General features: G+C 37.3%; 39 protein-coding genes. All 39 read left to right on the plus strand.

Annotated features, from left to right (window positions below; translation table 11 throughout):
• Positions 1 to 15: 15 nt before the first annotated feature.
• The gene (gene rpoC / locus ACZ446_RS02320; RefSeq protein WP_464393543.1) at positions 16 to 3,495 is read left to right on the plus strand and encodes a DNA-directed RNA polymerase subunit beta'; all 3,480 of its coding nucleotides are present in this window, start codon (positions 16 to 18) and stop codon (positions 3,493 to 3,495) included.
• A 208-nt stretch (positions 3,496 to 3,703) separates the two neighbouring features.
• Positions 3,704 to 3,946 (plus strand): ribosomal L7Ae/L30e/S12e/Gadd45 family protein, encoded by a 243-nt coding sequence (locus tag ACZ446_RS02325; RefSeq protein ID WP_464393544.1) that lies wholly within the window; start codon positions 3,704 to 3,706, stop codon positions 3,944 to 3,946.
• Positions 3,947 to 3,966: 20 nt separating this feature from the next.
• Positions 3,967 to 4,338, plus strand: coding sequence for a 30S ribosomal protein S12 (rpsL, locus tag ACZ446_RS02330; protein ID WP_005488205.1), 372 nt, complete (start codon positions 3,967 to 3,969; stop codon positions 4,336 to 4,338).
• Positions 4,339 to 4,352: 14 nt separating this feature from the next.
• Positions 4,353 to 4,820: a 30S ribosomal protein S7 gene (gene rpsG, locus ACZ446_RS02335; protein ID WP_464393545.1), complete on the plus strand. Its 468-nt coding sequence runs from the start codon at positions 4,353 to 4,355 to the stop codon at positions 4,818 to 4,820.
• A 48-nt stretch (positions 4,821 to 4,868) separates the two neighbouring features.
• Entirely contained in the window at positions 4,869 to 6,935 is a 2,067-nt protein-coding gene (fusA, locus tag ACZ446_RS02340) for an elongation factor G (RefSeq protein WP_464393546.1), read from the plus strand.
• Positions 6,936 to 6,960: 25 nt separating this feature from the next.
• Positions 6,961 to 8,154, plus strand: a complete 1,194-nt coding sequence (gene tuf, locus ACZ446_RS02345; protein WP_464393536.1) for an elongation factor Tu — start codon at positions 6,961 to 6,963, stop codon at positions 8,152 to 8,154.
• Positions 8,155 to 8,239: 85 nt separating this feature from the next.
• Positions 8,240 to 8,551 (plus strand): 30S ribosomal protein S10, encoded by a 312-nt coding sequence (gene rpsJ, locus ACZ446_RS02350; protein WP_014553831.1) that lies wholly within the window; start codon positions 8,240 to 8,242, stop codon positions 8,549 to 8,551.
• Positions 8,552 to 8,572: 21 nt separating this feature from the next.
• Positions 8,573 to 9,193, plus strand: a complete 621-nt coding sequence (gene rplC / locus ACZ446_RS02355; protein WP_464393547.1) for a 50S ribosomal protein L3 — start codon at positions 8,573 to 8,575, stop codon at positions 9,191 to 9,193.
• Between the two features lie 25 nt (positions 9,194 to 9,218).
• A complete protein-coding gene (gene rplD, locus ACZ446_RS02360) occupies positions 9,219 to 9,848 on the plus strand; it encodes a 50S ribosomal protein L4 (RefSeq protein WP_464393548.1) in 630 nt (209 codons plus the stop codon).
• A complete protein-coding gene (rplW, locus tag ACZ446_RS02365) occupies positions 9,845 to 10,135 on the plus strand; it encodes a 50S ribosomal protein L23 (protein WP_464393549.1) in 291 nt (96 codons plus the stop codon). The genes rplD and rplW overlap by 4 nt, the downstream gene beginning before the upstream one ends.
• A 27-nt stretch (positions 10,136 to 10,162) precedes the next feature.
• Positions 10,163 to 10,999: a 50S ribosomal protein L2 gene (gene rplB / locus ACZ446_RS02370; RefSeq protein ID WP_464393550.1), complete on the plus strand. Its 837-nt coding sequence runs from the start codon at positions 10,163 to 10,165 to the stop codon at positions 10,997 to 10,999.
• A gap of 18 nt (positions 11,000 to 11,017) precedes the next feature.
• A complete protein-coding gene (gene rpsS / locus ACZ446_RS02375) occupies positions 11,018 to 11,302 on the plus strand; it encodes a 30S ribosomal protein S19 (protein ID WP_111572420.1) in 285 nt (94 codons plus the stop codon).
• Between the two features lie 32 nt (positions 11,303 to 11,334).
• Entirely contained in the window at positions 11,335 to 11,676 is a 342-nt protein-coding gene (rplV, locus tag ACZ446_RS02380) for a 50S ribosomal protein L22 (protein WP_464393551.1), read from the plus strand.
• 3 nt (positions 11,677 to 11,679) lie between these two features.
• Positions 11,680 to 12,324 carry a 30S ribosomal protein S3 gene (rpsC, locus tag ACZ446_RS02385; protein ID WP_464393552.1) on the plus strand — a complete coding sequence of 215 codons (645 nt, stop codon included), beginning with the start codon at positions 11,680 to 11,682 and terminating at the stop codon, positions 12,322 to 12,324.
• Between the two features lie 29 nt (positions 12,325 to 12,353).
• Positions 12,354 to 12,788 (plus strand): 50S ribosomal protein L16, encoded by a 435-nt coding sequence (gene rplP, locus ACZ446_RS02390; protein WP_005487011.1) that lies wholly within the window; start codon positions 12,354 to 12,356, stop codon positions 12,786 to 12,788.
• Entirely contained in the window at positions 12,778 to 12,981 is a 204-nt protein-coding gene (gene rpmC, locus ACZ446_RS02395) for a 50S ribosomal protein L29 (protein ID WP_089655130.1), read from the plus strand. The genes rplP and rpmC overlap by 11 nt, the downstream gene beginning before the upstream one ends.
• A 24-nt stretch (positions 12,982 to 13,005) precedes the next feature.
• The gene (gene rpsQ / locus ACZ446_RS02400) at positions 13,006 to 13,260 is read left to right on the plus strand and encodes a 30S ribosomal protein S17 (protein ID WP_464393553.1); all 255 of its coding nucleotides are present in this window, start codon (positions 13,006 to 13,008) and stop codon (positions 13,258 to 13,260) included.
• A gap of 29 nt (positions 13,261 to 13,289) precedes the next feature.
• Positions 13,290 to 13,658, plus strand: coding sequence for a 50S ribosomal protein L14 (gene rplN / locus ACZ446_RS02405; RefSeq protein ID WP_464393554.1), 369 nt, complete (start codon positions 13,290 to 13,292; stop codon positions 13,656 to 13,658).
• A 15-nt stretch (positions 13,659 to 13,673) separates the two neighbouring features.
• Positions 13,674 to 13,988 carry a 50S ribosomal protein L24 gene (gene rplX / locus ACZ446_RS02410; protein WP_464393555.1) on the plus strand — a complete coding sequence of 105 codons (315 nt, stop codon included), beginning with the start codon at positions 13,674 to 13,676 and terminating at the stop codon, positions 13,986 to 13,988.
• Positions 13,989 to 14,010: 22 nt separating this feature from the next.
• The gene (gene rplE / locus ACZ446_RS02415) at positions 14,011 to 14,550 is read left to right on the plus strand and encodes a 50S ribosomal protein L5 (RefSeq protein WP_464393556.1); all 540 of its coding nucleotides are present in this window, start codon (positions 14,011 to 14,013) and stop codon (positions 14,548 to 14,550) included.
• Positions 14,551 to 14,578: 28 nt separating this feature from the next.
• Positions 14,579 to 14,764 (plus strand): type Z 30S ribosomal protein S14, encoded by a 186-nt coding sequence (locus ACZ446_RS02420; RefSeq protein WP_073159829.1) that lies wholly within the window; start codon positions 14,579 to 14,581, stop codon positions 14,762 to 14,764.
• A gap of 20 nt (positions 14,765 to 14,784) precedes the next feature.
• Positions 14,785 to 15,183, plus strand: a complete 399-nt coding sequence (gene rpsH, locus ACZ446_RS02425) for a 30S ribosomal protein S8 (RefSeq protein ID WP_464393557.1) — start codon at positions 14,785 to 14,787, stop codon at positions 15,181 to 15,183.
• A 41-nt stretch (positions 15,184 to 15,224) separates the two neighbouring features.
• Complete coding sequence (rplF, locus tag ACZ446_RS02430; protein ID WP_464393558.1) at positions 15,225 to 15,758, plus strand: 50S ribosomal protein L6; 534 nt, start codon at positions 15,225 to 15,227, stop codon at positions 15,756 to 15,758.
• An 18-nt stretch (positions 15,759 to 15,776) separates the two neighbouring features.
• Positions 15,777 to 16,133: a 50S ribosomal protein L18 gene (rplR, locus tag ACZ446_RS02435; RefSeq protein WP_464393559.1), complete on the plus strand. Its 357-nt coding sequence runs from the start codon at positions 15,777 to 15,779 to the stop codon at positions 16,131 to 16,133.
• Positions 16,134 to 16,149: 16 nt separating this feature from the next.
• On the plus strand, positions 16,150 to 16,650 hold the full coding sequence (gene rpsE / locus ACZ446_RS02440; protein WP_073159821.1) for a 30S ribosomal protein S5: 501 nt from the start codon (positions 16,150 to 16,152) through the stop codon (positions 16,648 to 16,650).
• Between the two features lie 19 nt (positions 16,651 to 16,669).
• Positions 16,670 to 17,113: a 50S ribosomal protein L15 gene (gene rplO, locus ACZ446_RS02445; RefSeq protein ID WP_464393560.1), complete on the plus strand. Its 444-nt coding sequence runs from the start codon at positions 16,670 to 16,672 to the stop codon at positions 17,111 to 17,113.
• A 1-nt stretch (position 17,114) separates the two neighbouring features.
• Positions 17,115 to 18,383 carry a preprotein translocase subunit SecY gene (secY, locus tag ACZ446_RS02450; protein WP_464393561.1) on the plus strand — a complete coding sequence of 423 codons (1,269 nt, stop codon included), beginning with the start codon at positions 17,115 to 17,117 and terminating at the stop codon, positions 18,381 to 18,383.
• A gap of 15 nt (positions 18,384 to 18,398) precedes the next feature.
• Complete coding sequence (locus ACZ446_RS02455) at positions 18,399 to 19,049, plus strand: adenylate kinase (protein WP_464393562.1); 651 nt, start codon at positions 18,399 to 18,401, stop codon at positions 19,047 to 19,049.
• On the plus strand, positions 19,049 to 19,798 hold the full coding sequence (gene map, locus ACZ446_RS02460) for a type I methionyl aminopeptidase (protein ID WP_464393563.1): 750 nt from the start codon (positions 19,049 to 19,051) through the stop codon (positions 19,796 to 19,798). The genes ACZ446_RS02455 and map overlap by 1 nt, the downstream gene beginning before the upstream one ends.
• 41 nt (positions 19,799 to 19,839) lie before the next feature.
• The gene (locus ACZ446_RS02465) at positions 19,840 to 20,163 is read left to right on the plus strand and encodes a hypothetical protein (RefSeq protein WP_464393564.1); all 324 of its coding nucleotides are present in this window, start codon (positions 19,840 to 19,842) and stop codon (positions 20,161 to 20,163) included.
• Positions 20,164 to 20,166: 3 nt separating this feature from the next.
• Positions 20,167 to 20,391, plus strand: coding sequence for a translation initiation factor IF-1 (infA, locus tag ACZ446_RS02470; RefSeq protein ID WP_005487029.1), 225 nt, complete (start codon positions 20,167 to 20,169; stop codon positions 20,389 to 20,391).
• A gap of 23 nt (positions 20,392 to 20,414) precedes the next feature.
• The gene (rpmJ, locus tag ACZ446_RS02475; protein ID WP_005487032.1) at positions 20,415 to 20,528 is read left to right on the plus strand and encodes a 50S ribosomal protein L36; all 114 of its coding nucleotides are present in this window, start codon (positions 20,415 to 20,417) and stop codon (positions 20,526 to 20,528) included.
• Positions 20,529 to 20,548: 20 nt separating this feature from the next.
• On the plus strand, positions 20,549 to 20,929 hold the full coding sequence (gene rpsM, locus ACZ446_RS02480; RefSeq protein ID WP_464393565.1) for a 30S ribosomal protein S13: 381 nt from the start codon (positions 20,549 to 20,551) through the stop codon (positions 20,927 to 20,929).
• Positions 20,930 to 20,945: 16 nt separating this feature from the next.
• Complete coding sequence (rpsK, locus tag ACZ446_RS02485; RefSeq protein ID WP_073159808.1) at positions 20,946 to 21,341, plus strand: 30S ribosomal protein S11; 396 nt, start codon at positions 20,946 to 20,948, stop codon at positions 21,339 to 21,341.
• Positions 21,342 to 21,369: 28 nt separating this feature from the next.
• On the plus strand, positions 21,370 to 21,996 hold the full coding sequence (gene rpsD, locus ACZ446_RS02490; RefSeq protein WP_464393566.1) for a 30S ribosomal protein S4: 627 nt from the start codon (positions 21,370 to 21,372) through the stop codon (positions 21,994 to 21,996).
• Positions 21,997 to 22,048: 52 nt separating this feature from the next.
• Positions 22,049 to 22,996: a DNA-directed RNA polymerase subunit alpha gene (locus ACZ446_RS02495; protein ID WP_464393567.1), complete on the plus strand. Its 948-nt coding sequence runs from the start codon at positions 22,049 to 22,051 to the stop codon at positions 22,994 to 22,996.
• Positions 22,997 to 23,009: 13 nt separating this feature from the next.
• Positions 23,010 to 23,351 carry a 50S ribosomal protein L17 gene (gene rplQ, locus ACZ446_RS02500; RefSeq protein ID WP_464393568.1) on the plus strand — a complete coding sequence of 114 codons (342 nt, stop codon included), beginning with the start codon at positions 23,010 to 23,012 and terminating at the stop codon, positions 23,349 to 23,351.
• Between the two features lie 20 nt (positions 23,352 to 23,371).
• Entirely contained in the window at positions 23,372 to 24,193 is an 822-nt protein-coding gene (locus ACZ446_RS02505; RefSeq protein WP_464393569.1) for an energy-coupling factor transporter ATPase, read from the plus strand.
• Complete coding sequence (locus ACZ446_RS02510) at positions 24,187 to 25,035, plus strand: energy-coupling factor transporter ATPase (RefSeq protein WP_464393570.1); 849 nt, start codon at positions 24,187 to 24,189, stop codon at positions 25,033 to 25,035. The genes ACZ446_RS02505 and ACZ446_RS02510 overlap by 7 nt, the downstream gene beginning before the upstream one ends.

Consider the following 25,035-nt stretch of genomic DNA (forward strand, 5'->3'; position numbering starts at 1 on the left):
AAAGGGGAGAGACCCTTGTTAAATGTGAATAATTTCGATTCAATGAGGATCGGAGTTGCTTCTGCAGAGCAGATACGTGATTGGTCCCGTGGAGAGGTTAAAAAGCCGGAAACTATTAATTACAGAACTTTGAAACCTGAAAAAGATGGTTTATTCTGTGAGAAAATTTTCGGGCCAACCAAGGATTATGAATGTCACTGTGGTAAGTATAAGCGGGTCCGTTATAAAGGTGTTGTGTGTGACCGCTGTGGAGTAGAGGTAACTAGATCCAAAGTGAGAAGAGAAAGAATGGGGCACATAGAATTGGCTGCACCATGCACACACATTTGGTATTTCAAAGGTATCCCCAGTCGACTGGGTTTGATAATGGATATGTCACCAAGAGCATTAGAGAAAGTTATTTATTTTGTACATTATATAGTAACTGATCCTGGTGATACACCATTAAGTGAAAAGCAGCTGCTTGCAGAAAGTGAATATAGGGAAGCCAAAAGCAAATATGGCAATACCTTTAAAGCTGCAATGGGAGCAGAAGCTGTTCAGGAACTGCTGGGAAGAATTGATGTAAAATCTGAGGTAGAAGAACTAAAGAAGGAAGTTAAGGAAGCAAGTGGACAGCGCCGCAAAAGGGCTGTACGCAGATTGGAAGTTATGGATGGACTTTTAGATTCAGGCTTAAATCCTGCTAATTTAGTCTTGAATGCAATTCCAGTTATTCCACCTGATTTGAGACCAATGGTTCAGCTTGATGGTGGACGCTTTGCTACTTCTGATCTGAATGATTTATATAGAAGAGTTATTAATCGTAACAATAGATTAAAAAGACTACTCGATCTTGGAGCACCAGAAATAATTATTCGTAATGAAAAAAGAATGCTGCAGGAGTCAGTGGATGCTTTAATTGATAATGGACGTCGTGGTAGACCGGTAACAGGAGCTGGAAATAGACCGCTTAAATCTTTAAGTGATATGCTTAAAGGTAAACAGGGTCGATTCCGTCAGAATTTACTTGGTAAGCGTGTTGACTATTCAGGTCGTTCGGTTATCGTTGTTGGACCAGATCTTAAAATGCATCAATGTGGACTTCCTAAAAAAATGGCTTTAGAGTTATTTAAACCATTTGTAATGAGAGGTTTGGTTGAAGAAGGACATGCTCATAATATTAAAAATGCAAAAAGAATGGTCGAAGATGTTGATGAAGCAGTTTGGGGTATTTTAGAAGAAGCCATTAAAGATCATCCAGTTCTTCTAAACCGTGCGCCAACACTTCATAGACTTGGTATTCAGGCTTTTGAGCCTGTACTTGTAGAAGGTAAGGCTATTAAGTTACATCCATTAGTTTGTCCGGCTTATAATGCTGACTTTGATGGAGACCAGATGGCTGTACACCTTCCTTTATCTGTCGAAGCTCAAGCAGAATCTCGCTTGCTGATGCTTGCTACTACAAATATTCTTAACCCATCAGATGGTGGTCCGATTACTGTACCAACACAGGATATGGTTTTAGGAGTCTTTTATTTAACTACCATCAAAGAAGATCGGAAGGGTGCTGGAAAAATATTTGCTAATGCAGATGAAGCAATCAAAGCTTATGATACTGATCGAGTACATCTGCAGGCACCGGTTAAAGTAAGATTAGATGGTGAGATAATTGAAACTTCAATTGGTCGGGTTATCTTTAATGAGGCTCTACCAGAAGAGTTAGAATTTATTAATAAGAGATTTGGCAAAAGTGATTTGGGAGATTTAATTACTGACCTTTACGAAGAAGTCGGTAATGACAAAACAGCAGCTACACTAGATAAGATTAAATCTATGGGTTATGACTTTGCTACACGCTCAGGTATTTCAATAGCGGTAAGTGACGCTGAGATCCCACCTGCAAAGCCAAAAATAGTTTCCCAAGCTGAAGATGAAGTTCATCAAATTGAAAACCACTACCGACGTGGTGCTATAACTGAAGATGAAAGATATCATAAAGTTGTAGATATTTGGAATCAGGCTAAAGATGATGTTACAGATGCACTACTTGAAAACCTTGATGAAAGCAACAACATTTACATCATGGCTATTTCTGGTGCTCGTGGTAATACATCTCAAATCTCACAGCTTGCTGGTATGCGTGGTTTGATGGCAGATCCATCAGGTAGAATTATTGATGTTCCGATTCGTTCCAGTTTCCGTGAAGGTCTGGATGTATTAGAGTATTTCCTATCTACTCATGGTGCCCGTAAGGGTCTGGCTGATACTGCCTTAAGAACTGCTGACTCTGGTTATCTAACCAGACGTTTGGTTGACGTATCACAGGATGTTATTGTTCGTGAAGATGACTGTGGTACAGAAGAAGGTATTTATGTTGAATCAATTGGTCCTAAGGGTAAGAATGCTGTGGAACCTTTATCTGAAAGGTGTATAGGAAGATTTACAGCTGAAGAAATTGTTGACCCTGAAAGTGGAGAAGTTATTGTAGAAAATAATACTCTAATTGATAGAAAGAAAATGAACAAAATTGAAGCAGCTGGGATAGATAAAGTTAAAATTAGATCTAACCTGACCTGTGAAGCACAGCATGGTGTCTGCCGTAAATGTTATGGTCGTAACCTGGCAACTGGTAAACTTGTAGACATTGGAGAATCAATTGGTATTGTCGCTGCACAGTCAATTGGTGAACCTGGTACTCAGCTTACTATGCGTACCTTCCACACTGGTGGTGTTGCTGGAGATGATATAACTCAGGGTCTTCCAAGAGTTGAAGAGCTCTTTGAGGGAAGAACTCCTAAAGGTCAGGCAATCATGACTGAAAGAGAAGGGTATGTAACAATTGTCGAAAAGAAAAACTCTAAACGAGTTGTGGTTGAGAATGAAGACGGCAAAAAGAAAACATATAAAATTCCTTATGGATCCAAAATGATTGTAAAAAATGATGATTACGTGACAGCCGGGGATAAACTAACAGAAGGTCCGCTTGATCCAAATGTTCTACTTAAGGTTAAGGGAGAAAAAGCTGTACAGAATTATCTTTTAGAAGAAGTACAGAATGTTTATCGCTCACAGGGTGTTGAAATAAATGACAAGCATATTGAGGTAATTGTTCGCCAGATGATGAAGAAGCTAAAAATTATCAAACCTGGTGACACTAATTTACTCCCAGGAAGTCTTGTTAATAGATATGATTATCGGGTAGCAAATAAGAAGGCTGCAGAAAACAATGAAGAAACAGCTGTTGCTAAACCTGAACTTCTTGGTATAACGAAAGCTTCACTTGCTACTGATTCATTCTTATCTGCTGCTTCATTCCAGGAAACAACTAGAGTACTGACAGAAGCATCACTTGACGGGAAAGTTGATCCATTATTAGGATTAAAAGAAAATGTAATTATTGGTCAATTGATTCCTGCAGGTACAGGTATGAAACATTATAGAGATATTGATGTAGTAAAAGAAGATGGAACAATGTTTGGAGATTTAACTGAAGATTTAACTGAAGTTGAATAGAATTACCAAACATATGAAATATAAATAATAAAAAGAGTTTTCCCTTTTGGTTAAGCTTAGAAATGGACTGGAATTGTTTTTAAAAGTTCTTATTTTACAAAATCAAAAAAAGGGAAAACTCTTTTTGATTTTTGCTTGACATGTCATAGTAAAGCTGTTAAAATACTTAAGTGTGCTCAACAAAGTTTGATCTGGAGGTTTGGTTAAAATGCTAAGCGATAAATGCGGTGCTGAACTGTTAGTAGGCAGCAAGCAGACTTTAAAAGCTATAGCAAACAATCAGGTAAAAAAGATATTTTTAGCTAAAGATATTGACCAGCCTTTAAAAAAAGAAATACTTAAGGCTGTTAATGATAATAATATTCCTTTTGAGATTGTAGAAAGCAAAAATGAATTGGGCAGAATTTGTGGAATCGATGTTTCTGCAGCTTCTGCAGCTCTATTGAAATAATTGGAAGGAGGTGGGATTGCATGCCGACAATTAGTCAGTTGATTCGTAAAGGACGAGAAAAGACTAAAAAGAAGACTTCCGCTCCTGCTTTGGAGGGTTCTCCACAGAAAAGGGGTGTCTGTACTAGAGTATATACTGCTACTCCAAAAAAGCCTAACTCAGCTTTAAGAAAAGTAGCTCGTGTACGTTTAACTAATGGAAAAGAGGTAACAGCCTATATTCCAGGAATTGGACATAATTTACAGGAACACTCTGTTGTGTTAGTACGAGGTGGAAGAGTAAAAGATTTACCAGGTGTTAGATATCATATTGTTAGAGGAGCACTAGATACAGCTGGTGTAGAAGACAGAAAACAGGGACGTTCCAAGTATGGTGTAAAAAAACCTAAGTAAAAGGAGGGATTTTAGTGCGCAAAAATAGAGCAGAAAAAAGAGATGTATTACCAGATCCAGTATATGATAATGTTGTTGTCAGCAGAATTATTAACAAATTAATGTTGGACGGCAAAAAAGGACTGGCAGAAAAAGCATTTTACAGTGCTCTTGATATCATCTCCGAAAGAACTGGTGAAGAGGGTTTAACAGTGGTTAATGAAGCGCTGGAAAATATCAAACCCGCTCTTGAAGTTAAATCAAGACGTGTTGGTGGTTCAAACTATCAGGTACCAGTAGAAGTGGATGAAGATAGAAAAAGAACTTTAGCATTACGCTGGTTAGTGACAGCTGCTAGAGGTCGTAATGAAAGAACTATGAGAGAGAGAATTGCTGGAGAAATTACAGACGCATATAACAATACAGGCGGCGCAGTTAGAAAGAAAGAAGAAGTCCATCGTATGGCTGAAGCCAATAGAGCTTTTGCACATTATAGATGGTAATTTAGTTGCGTGATGATGTATATAATTTTTATATAAGGGGGGAGAATAGTGGCCCGACAATTTCCACTAGAAAAAACACGTAACATTGGTATTATGGCACATATTGATGCAGGTAAGACAACTACAACAGAAAGAATTTTATACTATACAGGTCGAGTTCATAAAATGGGTGAAACTCATGATGGTGCATCTGTTATGGACTGGATGGAGCAGGAACAGGAAAGAGGAATTACAATTACCTCTGCTGCTACTACCTGTCAGTGGCGTGAAAATCGAATTAACATTATAGATACGCCCGGACACGTGGACTTCACAGTTGAGGTAGAAAGATCCTTGAGAGTTTTAGACGGGGCAATTGCTTTGTTCTGTTCTGTTGGTGGTGTTGAACCACAATCTGAAACTGTATGGAGACAGGCTGATAAATATGGAGTTCCTAGAATTGCATTTGTTAATAAAATGGATAGAACAGGAGCTGACTTTTTCAGAGCTGTAGATATGATGAAAGATAGACTTGGAGCCAATGCAGTTCCAATTCAGCTTCCAATAGGAAGTGAAGATAGATTTGATGGTGTTGTTGACTTAGTAGAAATGGACGCTATTGTTTATGAAGATGAGCTTGGTGTTAATTTTGATAGAGTTGAGATACCTGAAGATATGAAAGAACAGGCAGAAGAGTACAGAGAAATTTTAATGGAAGTTCTGGCTGAAGAAGATGACGAATTTATGATGAAATATTTAGAAGGTGAAGTAAGTACAGATGATATTAAACAATTACTACGTCAGGCAGTACTTAATGTAAATGTAATTCCAGTATTGTGTGGATCTGCCTTTAAAAACAAAGGTGTACAGATGTTACTGGATGCAGTTTTAGATTATTTACCTTCTCCAACTGATGTACCACCTATTGAAGGATTTAATCCTGAAACTGAAGAAACTGAGGTAAGAAAGGCTGCTGATGATGAACCATTTTCTGGTTTAGCATTCAAAATTATGTCTGACCCATATGTTGGTAAATTAGCATTCTTTAGATCATATTCTGGAACTTTAGAAGCTGGTTCTTATGTTTATAATGCGACAGCTGATATTCGTGAAAGAGTAGGACGTATCTTGCAGATGCATGCTAACCGCCGGGAAGAAAGAGATGTAATTTATGCTGGTGACCTTGGGGCTTTAGTTGGTCTTAAAAACACAAGTACTGGTGACACAATTTGTGATCAGGATAATCCAATTATATTAGAGGCAATGGAATTCCCTGAACCAGTTATTGGTGTTGCGATTGAGCCTAAGAGTAAAGCTGACCAGGATAAACTTGGTGAAGCTTTACAAAGATTAGCTGAAGAGGATCCAACTTTTAGAGTTCATACTGATGAAGAGACAGGACAGACAATTATTGAAGGTATGGGAGAATTACATCTGGAAGTTATTGTTGACCGCCTCTTAAGAGAATTCAAAGTTGATGCTAATATTGGTAAACCTAAGGTAGCTTACAGAGAAACAATTACTAAGAAAGTTACTGGTGTTGAAGGTAAATTCATCCGTCAGTCTGGTGGTCGTGGACAGTATGGACATGTTGTAATGGACATTGAGCCACAAGAAGCAGGCGAAGGTTTTGAATTTGAAGATAAAATTACTGGTGGATCAATTCCACGCGAATATATTCCTTCTGTTGAAGATGGAATTGTAGAAGCAATGGAAAATGGAATTATTGCTGGTTATCCGGTTGTGGATGTTAAAGTAACACTGAATGATGGTAGTTATCATGATGTTGACTCTTCTGAAATGGCATTTAAAATTGCTGGTTCAATGGGCTTCAGAGAAGGAGCTAAAAAAGCAGCACCTGCTATTTTAGAACCTGTAATGAGTGTTGAAGTTGTAACTCCTGAAGAATATATGGGAGATGTTATGGGTGACTTAAACGGACGTCGTGGAAAAGTTGAAGGTATGGAACCTAGAGGTAATGCTCAGGTTGTTAGTGCTCATGTACCTCTTTCTGAGATGTTTGGTTACTCAACTGATCTTCGTTCTAAAACTCAGGGTAGAGCAACTTATACAATGCAGTTCTCACATTATGAGCAGGCACCAAAGAGTATTGCTAAAGAAATTATTGGAGAATAGATAAATTTTTAAGGAGGAATAAAAAATGGCAAAAGCAAAATTTGAAAGAACAAAACCACATGTTAACATAGGAACAATAGGACATGTTGACCATGGGAAAACAACACTAACAGCAGCAATCACAAATGTGTTAGCAAACTATGGTGGAGCAGAAGTAAGAGCATTTGATTCAATCGATAATGCTCCAGAAGAAAAAGAAAGAGGAATTACAATTGCGACTTCTCACGTAGAGTATGAAACAGAGTCAAGACACTATGCTCACGTAGACTGTCCAGGACACGCTGACTATGTAAAGAACATGATTACAGGAGCAGCACAGATGGACGGAGCAATTTTGGTAGTATCTGCAGCAGATGGCCCAATGCCACAGACAAGAGAGCATATTCTTTTAGCTCGCCAGGTTGGTGTACCATCAATCGTAGTATTCTTAAACAAAGCAGATATGGTAGACGATGAAGAGTTAATCGAACTAGTAGAAATGGAAGTAAGAGAACTCTTAAGCGAATATGACTTCCCAGGAGACGATATTCCGGTAATAGTAGGATCAGCTTTAAAAGCAGCTGAAAACGGAGATCCAGAAGGAGAATGGGGTAAGAAGATCATCGAGCTTATGGATGCAGTAGATAGCTACATTCCAGAGCCAGAAAGAGATACAGAAAAGCCATTCTTAATGCCTGTAGAGGATGTATTCTCAATCACAGGACGTGGAACAGTAGCGACAGGACGTATTGAGAGAGGAACTTTACATCCATCAGACGAGGTAGAGATTGTAGGAATTAAAGAAACAGAAACAACAGTAGTAACAGGAGTAGAGATGTTCCGTAAGATGTTAGACGAAGCAGTAGCAGGAGATAACATTGGAGCATTATTAAGAGGTGTAAAAAGAGAAGACATCGAGAGAGGTCAGGTACTGGCAAAGCCAGGAAGTATTACACCACATACAAAGTTCTATGCAGAAGTTTATGTATTAAGTAAAGATGAGGGTGGAAGACACACACCATTCTTTGATGGATACAGACCACAGTTCTACTTCCGTACAACAGATGTAACAGGAAACATTCAGTTACCAGAAGGAGTAGACATGGTAATGCCTGGAGATAACATTGAGATGACAGGAGAGCTAATCACTCCAATAGCTATGGAAGAAGGACTACGTTTTGCAATCCGTGAAGGTGGTCACACAGTAGGAGCTGGAGTTGTAACTGAAATTATTGAGTAAATATAAAAGAGCAGAGGAGGCATCCTCCTCGCTTTTTCTATGCTCCTAACTGAGCTTAAATCGTAAAGATTAAGGAGGTAAGCAAATGGCAAAACACGAAAAAATTAGGATTCGCCTTAAAGCTTTTGAACATGAGCTCCTGGATCAATCAGCAGAGAAGATTGTTGCTACTGCTGAGAGAACTGGTGCAGATGTATCTGGTCCAGTACCTTTACCAACAGAGAAAGAGGTATTTACAGTACTTCGCTCACCTCATGTTCATAAAGATGCAAGAGAACAATTTGAAATGAGAACACATAAAAGATTGATCGATATTCTCGATCCTACATCAAAAACTGTAGACTCACTGATGAGGCTTGATTTGCCCGCAGGAGTAAATATAGAAATTAAACTTTAATGTCAGGAGGTGTATTAGGCCATGGCGAAAGCTATATTAGGAAAAAAACTGGGGATGACTCAGTATTTTAAAGATAATGGAGAGCTGGTACCTGTAACTGTAGTTGAGGCCGGTCCCTGTGTTGTTACACAGATCAAAACTACAGAAAAAGATGGATATAATTCAGTACAGCTTGGATTTGGAGAAGTTAAAAAGCACAGACTTAACAAACCGGAACTTGGTCAATTTGAAAGCCGTGATATTGAACCTAAGAAGCATTTAAGAGAGTTTAAAGGTTTAGATATGGAATTAAGTGAAGGTAGTGAAATTAAAGCTGATCTCTTCGAAGTAGGAGAAAAGGTTAATGTTAGTGGTGTTTCCAAAGGTAAAGGATTTGCCGGTAATATTAAAAGATGGAATCACAATGCAGGACCCAAAACACACGGTTCACATTTCCATCGTGCACCAGGTTCTATTGGTGCTGTAGATGCTAGAAGAGTATTTAAAGGCTTTAAAATGCCCGGAAGAATGGGTCATAATAGAGTTACTGAAAGAAATTTAGAAATTGTAAAAGTTGACGTAGAGCGCAATGTTTTATTGATTGCTGGTCCAGTACCAGGAGCTAAAAAAACAGTGCTTGAAATCAAATCTGTTAACAACTAAATAAGTTTAGAAAGGAGGATTTTTGATGCCGCAGGTAACAAAATTCAATCAGAGTGGAAAAGAACTCGAAAAAGTAGAATTAAACGATTCTGTTTTTGATGATAAAATAAATAAACATGTTGTACACCAGGTAGTTAATGCACAATTAGCTGCTAGAAGAGGCGGAAATGCTTCTACAAAAACTAGAGGTAAAGTTCGCGGTGGTGGCCGTAAACCATGGAGACAGAAAGGTACTGGACGTGCTCGTCACGGAAGTATTCGTTCTCCTTTATGGGTAGGTGGAGGAATCACATTTGGACCTTCTCCCCGCAGTTATGATAAAAAGCTTACCAAAAAAATGAGAAGATTAGCTTTAAGATCTGTCTTAACTGATAAGGTGCAGAGAGATGAGCTGATTTTAGTTGATAAAATTGAATTAGATCAACCTAAAACTAAAGCAGTAGTTAATATTTTAGCTGATTTAAAACTAGAAGATAAAAAAGTTGTCTTAGTAATGCCTGAAAAGGATGAGAACTTATATCTTTCAGCTAGAAATATTCCTAATGTAAAAACTCTGCTTGCCGGTTCAATTAATGCATATGATCTTTTAGATAATGAAATGGTTATTTTTATCGAAGAAGCGGTTAAGATGGTTGAGGAGGTGCTGGGCGAATGAAAGATGCAAGAGATATAATCATAGCACCTATTATTTCTGAAAATACTATGGAACAAATGCAGGAGGCAAATACTTATACGTTTAAGGTTGCCAAAAATGCAAATAAAATTGAAATTAGAAATGCAGTAGAAGAGATCTTCTCTGTAAATGTTATAAATGTTAATACAATGAATATTAGAGGTAAAAAAAGAAGACTCGGCTTCCATGTTGGTAAAAAGCCAGACTGGAAAAAAGCTTTAGTTAAGCTGGCTGAGGGCGATGAAATAGAAATTTACGAAGGCCTCTAAAAAATAATTTAAAAGGAGGGAAATAAGATGGCGATTAAAAGTTTTAAACCAACCACACCTTCAAGGCGTTATATGACTGTTGCTAGTTTTGATGAAATTACAACAGACAAGCCTGAAAAGAGCCTATTGGCTCCTTTAAAAAGAAAGGGTGGCCGTAACGCGAATGGTAGAATTACCAGCCGTCATCAGGGTGGTGGACATAAGCGCCGCTATCGTATTATAGATTTTAAGCGGGATAAAGATGGAATTCCTGCTAAAGTTAAGACTATAGAATATGATCCAAATCGTTCTGCAAGAATTGCGCTGCTGCAGTATGCAGATGGAGAAAAAAGATATATTCTTGCGCCAAACAAAGTAGAAGTTGGTGACACACTTGATACTGGTGCAGCTGCAGATATTACTGCAGGGAATGCACTTCAGTTAAAAGATATTCCTGTAGGTACGATTGTACACAATGTAGAAATGCAGGCAGGAAAAGGTGGCCAGATTGCACGTTCTGCTGGAACAATGGCACAGGTTCTTGCTAAAGAAGGTAAATTTGTACATTTAAAGATGCCTTCAGGTGAAGTAAGATTGATTCACCAGGTTTGTAAGGCAACTATTGGACAGGTCGGAAACATTGACCACGAAAATATTACAGTTGGTAAAGCCGGACGCAGCCGCTGGAAAGGTAAAAGACCTCATGTACGCGGTGTAGTTATGAATCCTCATGACCACCCACACGGTGGTGGAGAAGGTAAATCACCTGCTGGTAGACATCCTGTAACTCCGTGGGGTAAACCTACTATGGGTAAAAAGACACGTAAACCAAAGCGCTCAGATAAGTACATTATCCGTTCACGTCACGCTAAGAAGCGCAAATAGTAGAAAGGAGGATTATTGATGGCTAGATCTATAAAAAAGGGACCTTTCGTCTCAGAAAAACTTATTGCCAAAATCAGAGAAATGAATGAGAGTGGAAAAAAGCAGGTTGTTAAAACCTGGTCTAGAAGCTCAACCATTTTCCCTGAAATGGTTGGACATACAATTGCTGTCCATGATGGTCGCAAACATGTGCCAGTATATATATCTGAAGAAATGGTAGGACATAAATTAGGAGAATTTGCTCCAACCAGAATCTTTAGAGGTCACAGCCGCCATACAGAACGTTCAACAGCACTTAAATAGGAAATATTGTTATAGAGTAAGGGGGTTTTAAAATGGAAGCAAAAGCAGTTGCAAAGCACCTGCGTATTACTGCCCGCAAAGCACGTCTGGTTACAGATTTGATTAAGGGTAAGGACGTTAATACAGCAGTTGCAATTTTAAAAAGCACACCAAAAAAAGCTGCTAAGATGGTAGAGAAAGTATTAAATTCAGCTACAGCAAATGCTGAAAATAATCATGATATGTTTGTAGATGACCTTTACGTAAAGAGAGCTTTTGTTGATGAGGGTCCTACAATGAAAAGATGGAAAGCACGTGCTCAGGGATCGGCTAGCCCTATTAATAAAAGAACAAGCCATATCACAATCGTTTTAAGCGATACAAAGGAGGGATAGAATTTGGGTAATAAAATAAATCCACATGGTCTCCGAGTTGGAGTTATAAAAGATTGGGATGCAAAATGGTATGCGGATAAGAGTGATTATTCTAAGCTTTTAACTGAAGACCGTGAGATCAGAAGTCATGTTAAGGAGAAAATGTTTGAAGCTGGAATTTCTAAAGTTGTAATCGAAAGAGCTGCAAATAGATTAAAATTAGATGTTCACACTGCTAGACCCGGAATGGTTATTGGCCGTGGTGGATCAGAAGTAGAAGCATTAAGAAATGAAATTGAAGCTTTAACTGGTAAAACTGTACAAATCAATGTTGTAGAGGTTAAAGATCCTGAAATGAATGCTCAATTAGTTGCTGAAAATATTGCTTCTCAGTTGGTAAGAAGAATTTCTTTCCGTAGAGCAATGAAGCAGGCAATGAATCGTGCAATGCGCATGGGCGCTGAAGGTTTCAAAGTTCAGAGCAGCGGCCGTCTTGGTGGAGCAGAAATGGCAAGACGTGAAGGCTACAGTGAAGGTAGTGTTCCAATGCACACACTAAGAGCTGATATTGACTATGGTTTTGCAGAAGCAGACACAACATATGGATTAATTGGAGTTAAAGTTTGGATTAATAAGGGAGAAATACTTCCAGAAATAGATGATGAATAGATAGATTATGTAGGAAAGGAGGCTCTTTGATGTTAGTACCTAAAAGAGTAAAACATCGTAAGCAAATGAGAGGAAGAATGAAAGGTAAAGCTCATCGGGGGAATAAAATCACTTTTGGTGAATATGGCCTACAGGCTTTAGAACCCGTATGGATTACCAATAGACAGATAGAGGCTGCTCGTGTTGCCCTTACTAGAAGCATTAAGCGTGGAGGTAAAGTTTGGATCAAAATATTCCCAGACAAGCCTGTAACCGCAAAACCTGCTGAAACACGTATGGGTAGTGGTAAAGGTGCACCTGAGAAATGGGTAGCTGTAGTAAAACCAGGTAGAATTATGTTTGAGCTGGCTGGTGTACCGGAAGAGGTTGCCAGAGAAGCGATGCGCCTTGCATCTCACAAACTGCCTATTAAAACTAAATTTGTAGCAAGAGAGGGAATGGATGGTGAGGCCGATGAGAGCTGATGAATTAAGAAATTTAACAGAAGCAGAGTTAGAACAGAAAGCCCGCGAATTTAAAGAAGAGTTATTTAACCTTCGCTTCCAACATGCAACAGCACAGTTGGATAATCCAATGAGGATTAAAGAGGTTAAAAGAATTATTGCCCGAATTAAAACTGTTCTGCGGGAAAGAGAACTAGGTATCGAAAGGGCTTAATTCTTTTTTGAAAGGAGGTTTCTCATGGAAAGAAATAGTCGTAAAGAGCGTAAAGGTGTTGTAGTTAGTGATAAAAGAGATAAAACTATCACTGTCGCTGTAGAGCGCAGAACACAGCATCCTAAATATAAAAGAGTTGTAAAGAAAACTAAAAAGTATACAGCTCATGATGAAGAGAATGTATGTAATGAAGGTGACATTGTAAGAATTATGGAAACACGTCCATTAAGCAAGACAAAGAGATGGCGTTTAGTAGAAATTATTGAAAAAGCAAAATAAGTCCTGGTAGTAGAAAGGAGGGCCTGAAAATGATACAATCTGAAAGCCGTTTAAAGGTAGCGGATAATTCAGGTGCCCGAGAACTTTTATGTATTAAGGTACTTGGAGGCTCCAAAAAGAAATATGCTAAAGTTGGAGATGTAATAGTAGTCAGCGTTAAAGAAGCTATTCCAAATGGAATGGTGAAAAAGGGTGAGGTTGCTAAAGCAGTAGTTGTTAGAACCAAAAAATCTTTAAAGCGCAAAGACGGCACCTATATTAGATTTGATGAAAATGCAGCAGTAATAATCGATGACAACAATAATCCTAAGGGTACACGTATTTTTGGTCCTGTGACCCGTGAACTGAGGGAAAAGAATTATATGAAGATTATCTCCCTTGCACCGGAGGTATTATAGAAGGAGGGGATTGGATTGAGAATTAAAAAAGGTGACACTGTGGAAGTTATATCCGGAAAGGATAAAGGTAAGCGCGGTGAGATTTTAAAAGTAATTCCTAAAAAAGATCGCGTAATTGTTGAGGGTGTTAATATTGTACACCGTCATGTAAGTCCTACTCAGGATATGCCGCAGGGTGGAATTATAGAAAACGAAGCAGCAATTCATGCTTCAAATGTTCAGCTCGTCTGCCCCCGTTGTGACGAAAAGACAAGGGTTGGCGCAGAACGTTTAGATGACGGAACTAAAGTAAGAAAATGCAAAAAATGTGACGAAGTTGTTGATAAATAAATAAGCGGAAGGAGGTCCAGAAATGTCAGTATTAGCTAATGAATATAAAGAAGAAATTCTACCTCAACTAATGGAGAAGTTTAATTACAACAATGTAATGGAAGCTCCAAAGCTAGAAAAAGTTGTTGTTAATGTTGGGTTAGGAGATGCTAAAGAAGATACTAAACTTCTGGATACTGTTGTTGATGAGATCGCAAGAATAACAGGACAGAGTCCTACTGTAACTCGTGCAAAAAAATCTATCGCTAATTTCAAAATTAGAGAAGGTATGCCGGTTGGAGTAAAAGTTACTCTTCGCGGTGAGCAGATGTTTGAGTTTTTATATAAATTGATTAATATTACAATGCCACGTATCCGAGATTTTAGAGGTGTATCTCCTAAATCATTTGACGGTCGCGGTAATTACAGTTTAGGAATAAGTGAGCACACTGTTTTCCCTGAAATTAATATTGATGATGTTGATGATGTTCATGGTATGGAGATTACTATTGTAACCTCTGCTGAAACAGATGAAGAAGCATTTGAACTATTATCATTAATGGGAATGCCTTATAAGAAGTAAAGACCTATAAATTTAAGGGGGGTTTAGTTTGGCACGTAAAGCTCTAATCGAAAAGGCCAATAAAGAGCCTAAATTTGAGACACGTAAAGTGAATCGCTGCAGTAGATGTGGACGTTCACGTGGATATATGAGAAAGTTTGATTTATGCAGAATTTGTTTCCGAGAATTAGCCCACAAAGGCGAAATTCCTGGAGTTAAAAAAGCAAGCTGGTAAAACTGGAAGGAGGTTTGTAAATGAATTTAACAGATCCAATAGCAGATATGCTGACCCGGATTCGCAATGCTAATAGTGTAGGGAAAGATAGAGTTGATATTCCCGCTTCTAAGGTTAAAACCAGCATTGGTGAACTTCTAAAAGATGAAGGTTTCATTAATGATGTAAAATTAGTTGAAAGAAAACCTCAGAACATGATTCGGGTGTATTTAAAGTACGGAGATAATGATGAAAAAGTAATCAGTGGAATTAAAAGAATCAGTAAGCCTGGTTTAAGAGTATATGTAGGTAAAGATGAAGTGCCTCAGGTACTAGGAGGTTTAGGAATCGCTGTGATTTCTACTTCCCAGGGTGTTATGAGTGATAAAGAAGCAAGAGAAAAAGGAATCGGTGGAGAAGTTCTCTGTTATGTTTGGTAATTAGAGAGCTTCTTTAGATAAAATCTACGGAGGTGAAATTTATGTCACGTATTGGTGATCTACCTATTGAAATACCAGAAAAAGTTGAAGTTAACGTTGATGGTCAGACTGTAAAAGTTAAGGGCCCATTAGGTGAATTAGAAAGAACTTTTAAAGCTGGTATTGATATCAAAGTCGAAGACAACGAGATTGTCGTTGAACGCAATGGTGAAGATATTGAATCACGCTCCATGCACGGATTAGTTAGAAGCTTAATCGAAGGTATGGTTGAAGGTGTCAGCAAAGGCTTTGAAAAGAAATTAGAAATGGTAGGTGTAGGATATAATGCTCAGGTTCAGGGAGATAAACTGAAGCTTGAAGTTGGATATTCTCACCCAGTAATTATTGAAGCTGAAGGTGATATTTCATTTGAGGTTGAAAAAAATACAAATATCACAGTTAAAGGTATTGATAAGCAGCGTGTTGGAGATACAGCCGCTAAGATTCGTGAAGTAAGAAAACCAGAACCTTACAAAGGTAAAGGAATTAAATATGTTGGAGAACATATTAGACGTAAGGTTGGTAAAACTGGTTAATAGAAAGGAGTGAAAGTGATGGGAAAAAGAGAAGCAAGACAAAAACGCCATCAGAGAATTAGAAATAAAGTTGTGGGTACACCTAACCGTCCAAGAATGAATGTAACCCGCAGTTTAAAGCATATTTATGTGCAGATTATAGATGATTTATCTGGAGAAACTATTGCTTCTGCATCTACTCTCGATCCAGCTCTTCGCGATTCGATTGAAGCAGCAAGCAACAAAGATGCTGCTAAAAAAGTAGGAGAGTTAGCTGCAAGTAGAGCACTGGAAAAGGGTGTAGATACAGTAGTATTTGACAGAAGTGGATATAAATATCACGGCCGAGTAAAAGCTCTGGCTGATGCTGCCCGGGAGGAAGGGCTAAAGTTTTAAATAAGGAGGTAAATTAATGAGTAAAATTAACGCTGATAAACTCGACCTTGAGGAGCGCGTAGTTAATATTAACCGTGTTGCTAAGGTTGTAAAAGGTGGCCGCAGATTTAGCTTTAGTGCCCTAGTAGTTGTAGGGGACGGAGAAGGCCATGTTGGTGCAGGTATTGGTAAAGCAAACGAAGTACCTGAAGCCATCAGAAAAGGTATTGATGCAGCTAAAAAAGAGTTAATCGAAGTTCCAATTGTAGATACTACAATTCCCCATGAGAAAACTGGAGTTTTTGGTGCAGGTAGAGTATTACTAAAGCCCGCTGCTCCTGGTACTGGTGTTATTGCTGGTGGTCCTGTACGTGCGGTAATCGAACTTGCAGGTATTAGTGATATTTTAACTAAATCTCTGGGAACATCAAATCCGATTAATATGATCAATGCTACAATTACAGGTCTAAGTGAACTTAAAAGTGCAGAACAAGTTGCCAAATTAAGAGGTAAATCTGTAGAAGAATTAATTGGATAAATATTAAGGAGGTGTAAGGATGAAATTAAATAATCTTAAGCCTGCTGCTGGATATAAGAAAAATCGTAAAAGAGTTGGTCGCGGTACTGGCTCTGGAAGCGGCTATACTTCCGGTAGAGGTGCAAATGGACAGAACTCTCGTGCGGGAGGAAGAGTACGCCCTACATTTGAAGGTGGTCAAACTCCACTATTCAGACGTCTTCCAAAACGAGGATTTAACAATAAATTTAAAAAAGAATTTAATGAAGTAAATGTATATCAATTAAACAGATTTAATGCTGATGAAACTGTAACACCTGAGGTGTTATTAGATCAGGGAGTTATTGATAACATTGCTAAAAATGGTGTTAAAATTTTAGGCAAAGGTGAAGTTAATGTTGCCCTTGATGTTAAAGCACAGGCATTTACTGCTTCTGCCAGAAAGAAAATAGAAGCTGCTGGCGGAAAGTCAGAGGTGATTTAAGTTGCTAAAGGCTCTCGGTAATGTTTTTAAAGTAAAAGAACTTAGAGATAAAGTTTTATTTATGCTTGCTATGATGGCAGTTTACCGCCTGGGAGCACATATACCTGTTCCTGGAGTAGATGTAGCATTACTTCAGGAGAGACTTTTTGGTGGAAACTTTGGCGGGGCACTTGATTTTTTAGATTTATTTGCAGGTGGTGCGTTAAGCAACTTTACAATTTTTGCGATGAGCATTACTCCCTACATTACTGCTTCGATTATTCTGCAGTTGTTAACTGTAGTTATACCGAAATTAGAAGAACTTTCTAAACAGGGTAATGAGGGCCGTAAAAAAATTGCTCAGTATACTAGATATGGTACTATTGTACTTGCTGTTATTCAGGCAGTTGGTATCACACTATATATTCAGCGTTTTGGAGCAGTACCTAATGCAAGCGTATTTGATATTGCTTTAATTATTGTAAGTTTAACTGCAGGAACAGCTTTCTTAATGTGGTTAGGTGAGCAAATTACGGATAAAGGAATAGGAAATGGTATTTCTATTATCATTTTCACATCTATTATTTCACGTTTTCCATCAGATATGTATAACACATATGAGTTATTACAAGCAGGAACAATTTCAATTTTAAATATTCTCATTTTTGCTGTTCTGGCAATTATCATCATCGCTGGTATAATTTTTGTGCAGCAGGGTGAAAGAAGAATTCCAGTTCAGTATTCTAAGAGAATTGTTGGCCGTCGAGTTTATGGTGGTAGAAGCACTCATATTCCAATGAAGATTAATCAGGCTGGAGTAATTCCAGTAATTTTTGCTTCATCTGTGCTTTTATTCCCTGGGATTATTGCTCAGGTATTACCTTATGACTGGGCAGCTGGCTTAGCAAATGCTATTAGTCCTGGTTCAACGCTTTATATGGTATTATATGGTTTGATGATTTTATTCTTTACTTATTTCTATACTGCTATTACCTTTAATCCAGAAGAAGTAGCAGATAACATGAAGAAATATGGTGGTTTTATTCCTGGTATTAGACCTGGAAGACCAACCATTAATTATTTAGATAAAGTATTAATGAGAGTTACACTTGCAGGAGCTATATTCTTAACAATTGTTGCATTACTTCCTTTTGCAATGCAGCCATTAACAGGTGTAACAATTAGTTTTGGAGGTACATCCCTAATAATTATGGTAGGTGTAGCTTTAAAAACTATGGAACAGATCGAATCCCATCTCCTGATGAGACACTATGAAGGTTTCATGAAATAAAAAGGAGGAAATTAAATGGATATGATTTTACTGGGTTTACCTGGTGTAGGTAAGGGAACTCAGGCAAAAAAATTAGAAAGCGAACTTGAAATTCCTCACATTGCTACTGGAGATATTTTTAGAAAAGCAATTAAAAATAAAACTCCTTTAGGAAAAAAAGCTAAGTCATTTATTGATGCTGGCGAATTAGTCCCAGATGAAGTAACAATTGGAATTGTTGAAGAACGATTAAAAGAATCCGATTGTGAAAATGGATTTATCTTAGATGGTTTTCCTCGTACAATCGCACAGGCTGAAGCCTTAGATCAAATTTTAGCAGAGCAGAATAGAGAACTCGATTTAGTTATTTATCTGCAGGCTGAAATTGATGTTTTAGTTGAAAGACTTGCTGGCCGCAGGGTTTGTGTAGATTGTGGTGCTACCTATCATGTTAAAAACGATCCTCCTGAAGTTGAGGGTGTTTGTGATAAGTGTGGTGGCGAAGTTATTCAGCGTAGTGATGATCAGGAAGAAACAGTTAAAAAAAGAATTGAAGTTAATAAAGATAAAACTGCTAAACTTGCAGATTATTATCAGAAAAAAGGAATACTGCATGAAGTTGAAAGTATTGGTGGAATTGATAAAGTGCAGAAAAGACTTTTGAAGTTAATTGAGGAGAATAAATAATGATTATCTTGAAATCGAGGCGTGAAATTGATATAATGCGTGAAGCAAACCAAATAGTTGCTGAAACCCACGCTTTTTTATCTGAAAAGATTAAACCTGGTATTTCAACAGCTGAACTAGATCAGTTTGCTGATGAATTTATTCGCAGCAGAGGAGCTGTTCCTTCTTTTAAAGGTTATCAGGGTTTTCCAGCCTCAGTTTGTATCTCAATTAATGAAGAAGTTGTACATGGTATTCCTGCTGAACACCGCTTTTTAGAAAATGGTGATATAGTAAGTATTGACATTGGGACTTTTTATGAAGGTTTTAATGGTGATGCTGCCAGAACCTATGCAGTTGGATCAATTTCTGAAAATGCCAGCAAATTATTAAAAGTAACAGAAGAATCTCTTCTTAAAGGATTAGAGAAAGCAGTTATCGGCAACAGATTATTTGATATTTCTCATGCTGTACAAGAACATGTTGAAAAAAATGGGTTTTCTGTGGTTCGAGATTATGTGGGTCACGGTATTGGCCGTGATATGCATGAAGATCCACAGATACCTAACTTTGGCCCAGCAGGTAAGGGCCCAAAGTTAAAAGAGGGGATGACCCTTGCTGTAGAGCCAATGGTTAACATTGGTAGTTATGAAGTCGAAACATTAGAGGATGATTGGACAGTAGTAACAAAAGATAGAAGTTTATCTGCACATTTTGAGCATACTATTGCAATAACTAAAGCTGGAGTTGAAATATTAAGTAAACTATAACTTTTATTGCAGAGTTTATCTTATCTATGGTATAATGAACAGTGCGTGCAAAAAGAAGCACAGAGAAAAGAGTGATATTTTTGGATACTGCTTTTAAAGTTGGCGAAATTGTAAAGTCAACTGCCGGCAGAGATAAAGGAAATTATTATTTGGTAATAGATAATAGTTTTAAAAATAAATTCAAAGTTGTTGATGGTGTTAAGAAAAAATTTAATAATCCGAAGTATAAAAACGGCAAACATTTAGAGGGCACTGGAGAGATTTCAAATGAATTTTTACGCTGGTTAAAGAGTAAAAAAAGAGTGCGTAATGAAGATGTTCGCTTAGTTTTAAAGGATTATCTCAGCAAAGAGGAGGTAAAATAATTTATGGCAAAAGAAGATCCTATTGAAGTCCAGGGTACAGTTGTTGAACCCCTGCCAAATGCAATGTTTAGAGTAGAATTGGAAAACGGACACAAAGTTCTGGCACATGTTTCAGGAAAAATGAGGATGAATTTTATACGAATCTTACCTGGTGATAAGGTAACAGTAGAACTTTCTCCCTATGACTTGAGTCGTGGCCGGATAACTTATCGACATAAAGCGAAATAAATTACCACAAGGGGTGATTGTTAATGAAAGTAAGACCATCAGTTAAGCCGATTTGTGATAAATGTAAAGTTATCAGACGCAATGGTAAAGTAATGGTTATTTGTGAAAATCCCAAGCATAAACAGCGTCAGGGATAAAAAATACTGGAGGTGAAATCATGGCTAGAATTGAAGGTGTTGATCTTCCTAGAAATAAAAGGGTAGAAATTGGATTGACATATATTTATGGTATTGGTAAAACTACTTCTCAAAAAATTCTTGCAAACACAGGTATTGATCCTGATACAAGAATTAAAGATTTAACAGAAGCTGAAATTTCAGATTTAAGAAGTGAAATTGATAATAACTATATTGTTGAAGGTGAACTAAGAAGAGAAAGAAGAGCTGATATTAAAAGATTAAAAGATATTGGTTGTTACCGTGGTCTTCGTCACCGCAGAGGTTTACCTGTACGTGGACAGAGAACTAAGACAAATGCTCGTACACGTAAAGGACCTAAGAAAACTGTTGGTGTAACAAGATCAAAACCAGCTAAGTAAGGAGGGAATTTAATTAATGGCTAAAAATAAGAAAAAACAGCGTAGAAGAAAAAAGGTTAAGCGTAATATAGAAAAGGGTCAGGCTCATATTAAATCTACATTTAATAATACAATTATTTCAATTACTGATGAAGAAGGTAAAGTAATTGCCTGGTCAAGTGCTGGAAAAGTTGGTTACAAAGGTTCCAGAAAAAGCACCCCTTTTGCTGCCCAGTTGGCTGCAGAAAATGCTGCTGAAGAAGCAAAAGATATGGGAATGAAGGAAATTGAAATTTTTGTTAAAGGACCCGGTTCTGGTAGAGAATCTGCAATTAGAACTCTTCAGTCTGCCGGCTTAAATATTACTTTAATTAAAGATATTACTCCTATTCCACATAATGGTTGTAGACCCCCAAAAAGAAGACGTATATAATTATATAATAGAAAGTTGAGGTGTAAAAATGGCAAGATATACAGGTTCAGTTTGTAAATTATGCAGGCGTGAAGGTGAAAAATTATATTTAAAAGGCGCCCGCTGCTATAGTGATAAATGTTCTTTTGACCGCAGACCTTATGTTCCAGGTGAACATGGTCAGGGTCGCCAGAAAGTTTCTGAATATGGTTCACAGTTAAGAGAAAAACAAAAAGTTAGAAGAATTTACGGTATTATGGAAAAGCAGTTCCGTAATTACTTTGAAAAAGCAGAAAATGAAAATGGAGTTACAGGTGAAAACTTCCTCCAATTATTAGAAAGAAGATTAGATAATGTCGTTTACAGAATGGGTTTTGCCAGCTCTCGCAGTGAAGCAAGACAGTTTGTATTACACGGACATATTAAAGTGAATGGACGCAAAGTTGACATTCCTTCATATGAAATTGATGTAGATGATGTTATTAGTGTGAAAGATTCCAGCCGTAAGTCCAAACGTTTTAAAGAGATCTTTGAATATAATGCTGACTTTACTACACAGGAATGGGTTAATTCTGATCTTGAAAAAGCTGAAGGTACAATTGTTGGATTACCAGAGAGGGAAGATATCGATTATCCGGTAGAAGAACACCTGATTGTCGAGTATTATTCACGGTAAATGAATACCCTCAGTCATAAAATTGTTAATATAAGGAGGGTAAGCTGATAAGATGATAGAAATTGAAAAACCACGTGTGGAAAGACTTGAAAGTGATGAGAACTATGGTCGTTATGAAATTTCTCCTTTAGAAAGAGGTTATGGTACTACTCTTGGTAATTCTCTGCGTCGTATCCTGCTTTCTTCTTTACCCGGAGCTGCACTTACTTCAGTAAAGGTAGAGGGAGTAAAGCATGAATTTTCAGCTATTCCAGGAGTAGTTGAAGATATGACAGATCTAATTCTGAATCTAAAAGAGGTAGTTGTTAAGTATTCAGGTGATGAAGAAACAACTATTAGATTAGAAGCAGAAGGTGAGGGAGAAGTTACAGCTGGTGACTTTGTTTCTTCAGGTGATGTACAGGTTGTTAATAAAGATCATCATATAGCTACACTTGCTGAAGATGGTAGATTAGTACTAGAAGCAACTGTTCATAAAGGTAGAGGCTATCATACTGCTGAAGAAAATAAAGATTTATTTGAAAATAATGTAATTGGTTTAATTCCAATAGACTCTTCTTACAGTCCTATTGAAAGAGCTAATTTTAATATTGAAAATACCAGAGTTGGTCAGGTAACTGACTTTGACCGTTTAGTTTTAGAGGTCAATACTAATGGTAGTATTAATCCTGATGATGCTATCAGTCTTGCTGCTAAAATCATGGTTGAACATCTTGAATTATTTATCAATCTTACTGATGAAATCGAAGATGTGGAGATTATGGTGGAAGTAGAAGAAGAAGAAAAGGATAAGATCCTTGATACAACAATTGAAGAATTAGAACTTTCTGTTCGTTCTTCCAATTGTCTAAAACGGGCCGGTATCAATACAGTTGAAGAACTTGTTGATAAAACTGAAGATGATCTGATGAAGGTTCGTAATCTTGGGAAAAAATCCTTACAGGAAATTAAAGATAAATTAGATGAACTGGAACTAGATTTAAAAGAGAATGAAATTTAAGGAGGGATTTTAGGTGGCTAAGCGTAAATTACAGAAAAGATCTTCTCATCGTAAGGCGATGTTAAGCAACATGGCTACATCACTTTTTCGTGAAGGAAGAATCGAAACTACACTACCTAAGGCTAAAGAATTAAGATCTTATGCTGAGAAACTTATTACAGCTGCGAAGACTAATAACTTAGCTTCTAGACGCAAAGTAATGAGTAAAATCAAAGATAAAGAAGTTGTTACTAAATTATTTGATGAAATTGCACCTCAGTATTCTGAAAGACCTGGTGGTTACACAAGAATTTTGAAGATGTATCCCCGCAGAGGAGATGCAGCAAAACAAGCAATTATTGAATTGGTAGAATAATACTGAATGAAGGTGTTAATATGAGCCTGATAGAAATAAATGGGGTAGATTTTCTTTATCAAAATGAAAACAGTGATAGACCGGCTCTGCAAGATATAAATCTGCAGATAGAAGCCGGTGATTTTGCTGTTATTATTGGTTCGAATGGTTCGGGCAAATCTACCCTGGCAAAGTTATTGAATGTACTCTTAACTCCTTCTACAGGAGAAATATTTGTAGATGGTTTAAATACTAATAATCCTGATAATACCTGGAAGATTAGACAGAAGGTTGGAATGGTTTTTCAAAACCCTGATAATCAGCTGGTTGCTTCTATGGTTGAAGATGATGTAGCATTTGGACCAGAGAATCTTGGTGTTCCTAGTCAAGAGATTCGTCAAAGAGTTGACAAATCTCTAGAAATGGTTGGGATGTCTGGATTTCAAAAATTTGCACCGCACAAATTATCTGGCGGTCAAAAACAGAGAGTTGCTATTGCTGGGGTTATTGCCATGGAACCTGATTGTATAGTTCTTGATGAACCAACTGCAATGCTTGATCCGCAAGGAAGAAAAGAAGTTATGGAAACGGTACAGTACCTGAACAAAGAAAAAGGGATTACTGTTGTGCATATAACTCATTTTATGGAGGAAGCTGTGGATGCAGACAAAGTTATTGTTATGAACCAGGGAGAAATTTTGCATAAGGGATGCCCAAAGACTATTTTTAGATTAGTTGAGCAATTAAAAGAGATAAATTTAGACATTCCTGTGGCAGTTGAAGTTGCTGAATATCTGCGTCAGGAAAAAATTGATGTCCCTGATATCTTGAGCATAGATGAGTTGGTGGAAGCATTATGTTAATAGAACTTGATAATGTTAGCCATGTCTATCAGGATGATAATAATGTTAAAGCCCTAAAAAATATTAATTTAGAAATAAGCAAGGGAGAATTTATTGGAATTGTAGGACATACAGGTTCTGGTAAATCTACTTTAGTTCAGCTTTTTAATGGATTAATAATTCCCAGCTCTGGAACTGTAAAGGTTAATGGAAAAAATATTACTAATGAAAAAAATAATTTAAAAGAAATCAGACGCCATGTTGGTTTGGTTTTTCAGTATCCAGAACATCAGTTGTTTGAAGAAACTGTTTATCAGGATATAGCCTTTGGTCCAAAAAATCTGGGTTTTAAAAAAGATGAGATTCAACTTAGAGTAAAAGAGGTTATGGAATTAGTTGGCCTTGATTATAGTGAGTTTAAGGATAGGTCTCCATTTAATTTAAGTGGAGGTCAGCAGCGAAAAGTAGCTATTGCTGGTGTTTTAGCTTTAAAACCAGATGTTTTAGTCTTAGATGAACCAAGCGCTGGACTTGATCCTCAGGCTCGAAAACAGCTGGCAGAACTGCTGCAGTATCTTTATCAAGAGTTGGAAATGACTATTATATTAATATCTCATCGAATGGAAGAAATTGCTGAATTATCAAGTAGAGTTATTGTAATGCATCAGGGCGAAGTTGTAATTGATGATAATCCTGTTGAGGTTTTTTCAAAGGAGCAGAAATTACATAAACTATCTTTGGATTTACCACAGATTACTGAAATTTTACACCGCTTAGATGAAAGAGGTTTGAAAGTAAATACAAATTTATTTTCGATATCTGAAGCATCAGCAGAAATAACTAAAGCATTGAGGAGCAAATAA

The sequence above is a fragment of the Halanaerobium sehlinense genome, from assembly GCF_055379485.1.

Excerpts from the sequence above, each read along its gene's own strand:
- rplB (WP_464393550.1), top strand. The coding sequence starts at position 10,163 with ATGGCGATTAAAAGTTTTAAACCAACCACACCTTCAAGGCGTTATATG.
- rpmJ (WP_005487032.1), top strand. The coding sequence starts at position 20,415 with ATGAAAGTAAGACCATCAGTTAAGCCGATTTGTGATAAATGTAAAGTT.
- map (WP_464393563.1), top strand. The coding sequence starts at position 19,049 with ATGATTATCTTGAAATCGAGGCGTGAAATTGATATAATGCGTGAAGCA.
- rplC (WP_464393547.1), top strand. The coding sequence starts at position 8,573 with ATGGCGAAAGCTATATTAGGAAAAAAACTGGGGATGACTCAGTATTTT.
- ACZ446_RS02495 (WP_464393567.1), top strand. The coding sequence starts at position 22,049 with ATGATAGAAATTGAAAAACCACGTGTGGAAAGACTTGAAAGTGATGAG.
- rpsJ (WP_014553831.1), top strand. The coding sequence starts at position 8,240 with ATGGCAAAACACGAAAAAATTAGGATTCGCCTTAAAGCTTTTGAACAT.
- rplR (WP_464393559.1), top strand. The coding sequence starts at position 15,777 with ATGGGAAAAAGAGAAGCAAGACAAAAACGCCATCAGAGAATTAGAAAT.
- rpsQ (WP_464393553.1), top strand. The coding sequence starts at position 13,006 with ATGGAAAGAAATAGTCGTAAAGAGCGTAAAGGTGTTGTAGTTAGTGAT.
- infA (WP_005487029.1), top strand. The coding sequence starts at position 20,167 with ATGGCAAAAGAAGATCCTATTGAAGTCCAGGGTACAGTTGTTGAACCC.
- rpmC (WP_089655130.1), top strand. The coding sequence starts at position 12,778 with ATGAGAGCTGATGAATTAAGAAATTTAACAGAAGCAGAGTTAGAACAG.
- rpsD (WP_464393566.1), top strand. The coding sequence starts at position 21,370 with ATGGCAAGATATACAGGTTCAGTTTGTAAATTATGCAGGCGTGAAGGT.
- rplF (WP_464393558.1), top strand. The coding sequence starts at position 15,225 with ATGTCACGTATTGGTGATCTACCTATTGAAATACCAGAAAAAGTTGAA.
- ACZ446_RS02505 (WP_464393569.1), top strand. The coding sequence starts at position 23,372 with ATGAGCCTGATAGAAATAAATGGGGTAGATTTTCTTTATCAAAATGAA.
- tuf (WP_464393536.1), top strand. The coding sequence starts at position 6,961 with ATGGCAAAAGCAAAATTTGAAAGAACAAAACCACATGTTAACATAGGA.
- rplO (WP_464393560.1), top strand. The coding sequence starts at position 16,670 with ATGAAATTAAATAATCTTAAGCCTGCTGCTGGATATAAGAAAAATCGT.
- rpsH (WP_464393557.1), top strand. The coding sequence starts at position 14,785 with ATGAATTTAACAGATCCAATAGCAGATATGCTGACCCGGATTCGCAAT.
- rplN (WP_464393554.1), top strand. The coding sequence starts at position 13,290 with ATGATACAATCTGAAAGCCGTTTAAAGGTAGCGGATAATTCAGGTGCC.
- rplP (WP_005487011.1), top strand. The coding sequence starts at position 12,354 with ATGTTAGTACCTAAAAGAGTAAAACATCGTAAGCAAATGAGAGGAAGA.
- rpsM (WP_464393565.1), top strand. The coding sequence starts at position 20,549 with ATGGCTAGAATTGAAGGTGTTGATCTTCCTAGAAATAAAAGGGTAGAA.
- rpsK (WP_073159808.1), top strand. The coding sequence starts at position 20,946 with ATGGCTAAAAATAAGAAAAAACAGCGTAGAAGAAAAAAGGTTAAGCGT.
- rpsS (WP_111572420.1), top strand. The coding sequence starts at position 11,018 with ATGGCTAGATCTATAAAAAAGGGACCTTTCGTCTCAGAAAAACTTATT.
- rpsE (WP_073159821.1), top strand. The coding sequence starts at position 16,150 with ATGAGTAAAATTAACGCTGATAAACTCGACCTTGAGGAGCGCGTAGTT.
- ACZ446_RS02510 (WP_464393570.1), top strand. The coding sequence starts at position 24,187 with ATGTTAATAGAACTTGATAATGTTAGCCATGTCTATCAGGATGATAAT.
- rpsL (WP_005488205.1), top strand. The coding sequence starts at position 3,967 with ATGCCGACAATTAGTCAGTTGATTCGTAAAGGACGAGAAAAGACTAAA.
- rplD (WP_464393548.1), top strand. The coding sequence starts at position 9,219 with ATGCCGCAGGTAACAAAATTCAATCAGAGTGGAAAAGAACTCGAAAAA.
- ACZ446_RS02455 (WP_464393562.1), top strand. The coding sequence starts at position 18,399 with ATGGATATGATTTTACTGGGTTTACCTGGTGTAGGTAAGGGAACTCAG.
- ACZ446_RS02325 (WP_464393544.1), top strand. The coding sequence starts at position 3,704 with ATGCTAAGCGATAAATGCGGTGCTGAACTGTTAGTAGGCAGCAAGCAG.
- rplE (WP_464393556.1), top strand. The coding sequence starts at position 14,011 with ATGTCAGTATTAGCTAATGAATATAAAGAAGAAATTCTACCTCAACTA.
- rplV (WP_464393551.1), top strand. The coding sequence starts at position 11,335 with ATGGAAGCAAAAGCAGTTGCAAAGCACCTGCGTATTACTGCCCGCAAA.
- rplW (WP_464393549.1), top strand. The coding sequence starts at position 9,845 with ATGAAAGATGCAAGAGATATAATCATAGCACCTATTATTTCTGAAAAT.